This window comes from Trinickia sp. (assembly GCF_051961175.1).
GTDB lineage: Bacteria > Pseudomonadota > Gammaproteobacteria > Burkholderiales > Burkholderiaceae > Trinickia.
In genome coordinates, this window is record NZ_JBQCDN010000175.1 from 1 (window position 1) to 3,468 (window position 3,468).

Genomic DNA, 3,468 nt, shown 5'->3' on the forward strand with positions numbered 1-3,468 from the left:
ACTTCAGCCGGATCTTCTTCGTCCAGATCGCGGTACGCGACGATTTCCGGGTGACGGAACAGCGCGTTCGAATCGAAATTGAACTTGGCGTCGAGTGCGATCACCTTGCCGTCGCCCGTGAGGATCAGCGGGTTGATTTCGGCGAGCGAGGCGTCCGTTTCCCACGTGGCCTTGTACAGGCCTTGCAGGATGGCGCGCGCTTGCGGGATCGATGCGTCGGGCACGCCGATCTTCTTCGCCAGATCGTCGGCTTCCGAATCGAGCAGGCCCTTCGACGGATCGACGGCCACCTTGTGGATCGCTTCCGGCGTCTTCGCGGCCACTTCCTCGATGTCCATCCCGCCTTCGCTCGAGGCCATGACGACGACCTTTTGCGAGACACGGTCGATCACGAGGCCGACGTAGAGTTCCTTCTTGATGTCCGCGCCTTCTTCGATCAGCAGGCGGTTCACCTTCTGGCCTTCCGGACCGGTTTGGTGAGTGACGAGCTGCATGCCGAGGATCTGGTTCGCGTATTCACGAACTTGCTCCAGCGACTTGGCCACCTTCACGCCGCCGCCCTTACCGCGGCCGCCTGCGTGAATCTGCGCCTTGACGACCCAGACCGGGCCGCCGAGCTCTTCAGCGGCCTTGACCGCGTCATCCACCGAAAACACCGGCTTGCCGCGCGGTACCGCGACGCCGAATTTCCGCAGGATGTCCTTACCCTGGTACTCGTGAATCTTCATGCGTGATTCCCTTCAGTCTGAGAGTTGGATTGAACTTCGTGATCGTGATGATGAGGGTGATCGGGCTCGCTCACCGGCTGCGAGCCGACGGTGCCGGCGTTCGCCGCGCCGGCCAATGGCTTCGGTGGCGCGTCCGCCTGTGGCTGGCGCGTCGTGCCACGCGGCACATGGCCGTACCAGCGCGGGTAGAAGCGCCGCACCGCTTCGCCGTCGAAGCGCAAAGCATGGCAGCGGTCGAGCTGGAAAGGTGGCTCGCCCTGTGCATCGGCGGGCGTGTCCGTCGCGCTGTCGCGCGTGCGCCAAACGTCGCCGGCAAACGCTTGCACAGCGGCCGTCGGCAAGATGGCACAGAGTTCGGTGAGATGTGTGCAGCCAGCTGTTCCGGCAAGCAAGCGGCGTGCTTGGCGGCGGAAATCGTTGAGGAGGTTGAGACCGATGAGGGCGCGATAGGCGGGATTGGAGACTTCGCAGTGACCGGGGTACGGCACCCATTCCGACGACGCTTCGGCGTCGACGATGGTGAGCTTGCGGTCGATGGTGATGCGGAGCCAGAGTTCATGGATCGGTAGGCCCTTGGGCCGGACACCGGGCGCCAATGCGACATCGCGCGGCTTATGGTCGGTCAGACACGCCTCGAGATCCCACAGACCGTCCTCGCGCTCGAAGGCTTCCGCTCGGATCGCGCGACGATGGCGCAATTGGCGGGAGACGGGCGGCGAAAGCGGCATGCGAGGGGAACGGCTGGAGAGGAAAACTTTCGGATTTTAGCATACCGAGTATGGCGGCGCCGGCAGACCACGGTATGCCTCGGTGGGGCCGGTACGACGGAACGATACGCACCGGTTGCGCCTTGTGCACGGCCAACATCGCTCAGAGAACTCGGAGAAGCCGGCTTGCACGCCGCGTTGCCTGCACGCGTGGCTGCTCGTACTTACTCGTCGCTGTCGCTCCAGTCGTCGTCGCCTTTGAGGATTTGGGCGATCGTCGCGTGCGAGAAACCGCGCATCGCGAGAAAACGCACCTGCTTCATGCGCTCGGCGGGCGATTGCGGCAGTTGGCCAAACTTCTTGCGCCATACCGCTTGGGCACGGGCCCGTTCGGTTTCGCGAAGTTTCGAGCCGACCGATTCGATCAGGGTGTCGTCGAGCTTATGTTGACGCAACTCGTTGACGATGCGGGTCGTGCCCATTCGCGCCGAACGCCGGTTCATGACGCTCTCGGCAAAGCGGGCTTCCGATAGCCAGCCCTCGCGTTCGAGAGCGTCGAGCAGCGGCTCGAGCGCATCGCCTTCTTCGACGAAAGGGGCCAACTTGCGGATGAGTTCGGCACGGCTGTATTCGCGCCGCGAAAGGTAATCGATCGCCCGCATCTTGAGCGATCGAGCGGGCCGACGCGAACGGCCGGCCGAATCGGAAGCGGGCGACGAGGGATCCGGCGCATCGTCATACGATGATGGATCGAGCGGATCGGCGCGCAAGCGCGCAGCGGCACCCGGCGCATCGTGACTCGGTGCGGCCAGGGCGCCGGCGTCCGGCATACCGGGTTCGTCGACACCCGGCGCCTCGCTACTTACGACATCGTCACGCCGCGTCCCACGTATGCCGAACCGGCGCACGTCACGGTGACCGGCCGGCGCCGCCCGCCCTTTCCGTATCACGTGTGGCTTACTCTTCTTCGCCCGCCACCTCGACGCCGCCGCCCGTGCCCGCCGGCATCGCGTTCACGCCCAGCGATTCGCGGATCCGGTTTTCGATCTCGCGTGCGATATCGGGATTCTCGCGCAGGAACTCACGCGCGTTATCCTTGCCTTGGCCGATCCGTTCGCCGCTGTAGCTGTACCAGGCGCCGGCCTTATCGACGATCTTCGCTTGCACACCGAGATCGATGATTTCGCCTTGGCGCGAGATACCTTCGCCGTAAAGGATGTCGAAAATCGCTTCGCGGAACGGCGGAGACACCTTGTTCTTCACCACCTTCACGCGCGTTTCGTTGCCGATGACTTCGTCGTTCTTCTTGATCGAACCGATACGACGGATATCGAGCCGCACCGAAGCGTAGAACTTCAGCGCGTTGCCGCCCGTGGTCGTTTCCGGATTGCCGAACATGACGCCGATCTTCATCCGAATCTGGTTGATGAAGATCACGAGGCAGTTCGTGCGCTTGATCGTACCCGTCAGCTTGCGCAGCGCCTGCGACATCAGCCGCGCTTGCAAACCGGGCAGCGAATCGCCCATTTCACCTTCGATTTCAGCCTTCGGCACGAGCGCCGCGACCGAATCGATGACGATCATGTCGATCGAGCCGGAGCGCACCAGCGCATCGGCGATTTCGAGCGCCTGCTCGCCCGTATCGGGCTGCGACACCAGCAGCTCGCTCACGTTCACGCCAAGCTTCTGCGCATATTGGATATCGAGCGCGTGCTCGGCATCGATAAACGCCGCCGTGCCGCCGAGCTTTTGCATTTCGGCGATGACTTGCAGCGTCAGCGTGGTCTTACCCGACGATTCCGGCCCGTAAATTTCGACCACGCGCCCACGCGGCAACCCGCCGACGCCCAGTGCGATATCCAAGCCGAGCGAGCCCGTCGACACCACTTGAATGTCCTCGGCCACCTCGCCGTCGCCGAGCCGCATGACCGACCCTTTGCCGAACTGCTTTTCGATCTGCGCGAGCGCGGCAGCCAGCGCCTTGCTCTTTTCAGCAGTCAGTCCAGCCGAGCCTTTCTTGCTTTCTTCCATGA

Annotated in this window: 4 protein-coding genes; all 4 read right to left on the bottom strand. The window is 63.4% G+C overall.

The window, feature by feature from the left end:
- On the bottom strand, window positions 1–728 hold a 728-nt coding region (locus ACTHL0_RS09995), incomplete at its 3' end, for an ATP-grasp domain-containing protein (RefSeq protein ID WP_440566569.1).
- Window positions 725–1,456, bottom strand: coding sequence for a DUF2889 domain-containing protein (locus ACTHL0_RS10000; RefSeq protein WP_440566570.1), 732 nt, complete (start codon window positions 1,454–1,456; stop codon window positions 725–727). The genes ACTHL0_RS10000 and ACTHL0_RS09995, both read right to left, overlap by 4 nt.
- Window positions 1,457–1,659: 203 nt before the next feature.
- Entirely contained in the window at window positions 1,660–2,265 is a 606-nt protein-coding gene (recX, locus tag ACTHL0_RS10005) for a recombination regulator RecX (protein WP_440566571.1), read from the bottom strand.
- Between the two features lie 127 nt (window positions 2,266–2,392).
- Window positions 2,393–3,466 (bottom strand): recombinase RecA, encoded by a 1,074-nt coding sequence (gene recA / locus ACTHL0_RS10010; RefSeq protein ID WP_440566572.1) that lies wholly within the window; start codon window positions 3,464–3,466, stop codon window positions 2,393–2,395.
- Between the last annotated feature and the right edge of the window lie 2 nt (window positions 3,467–3,468).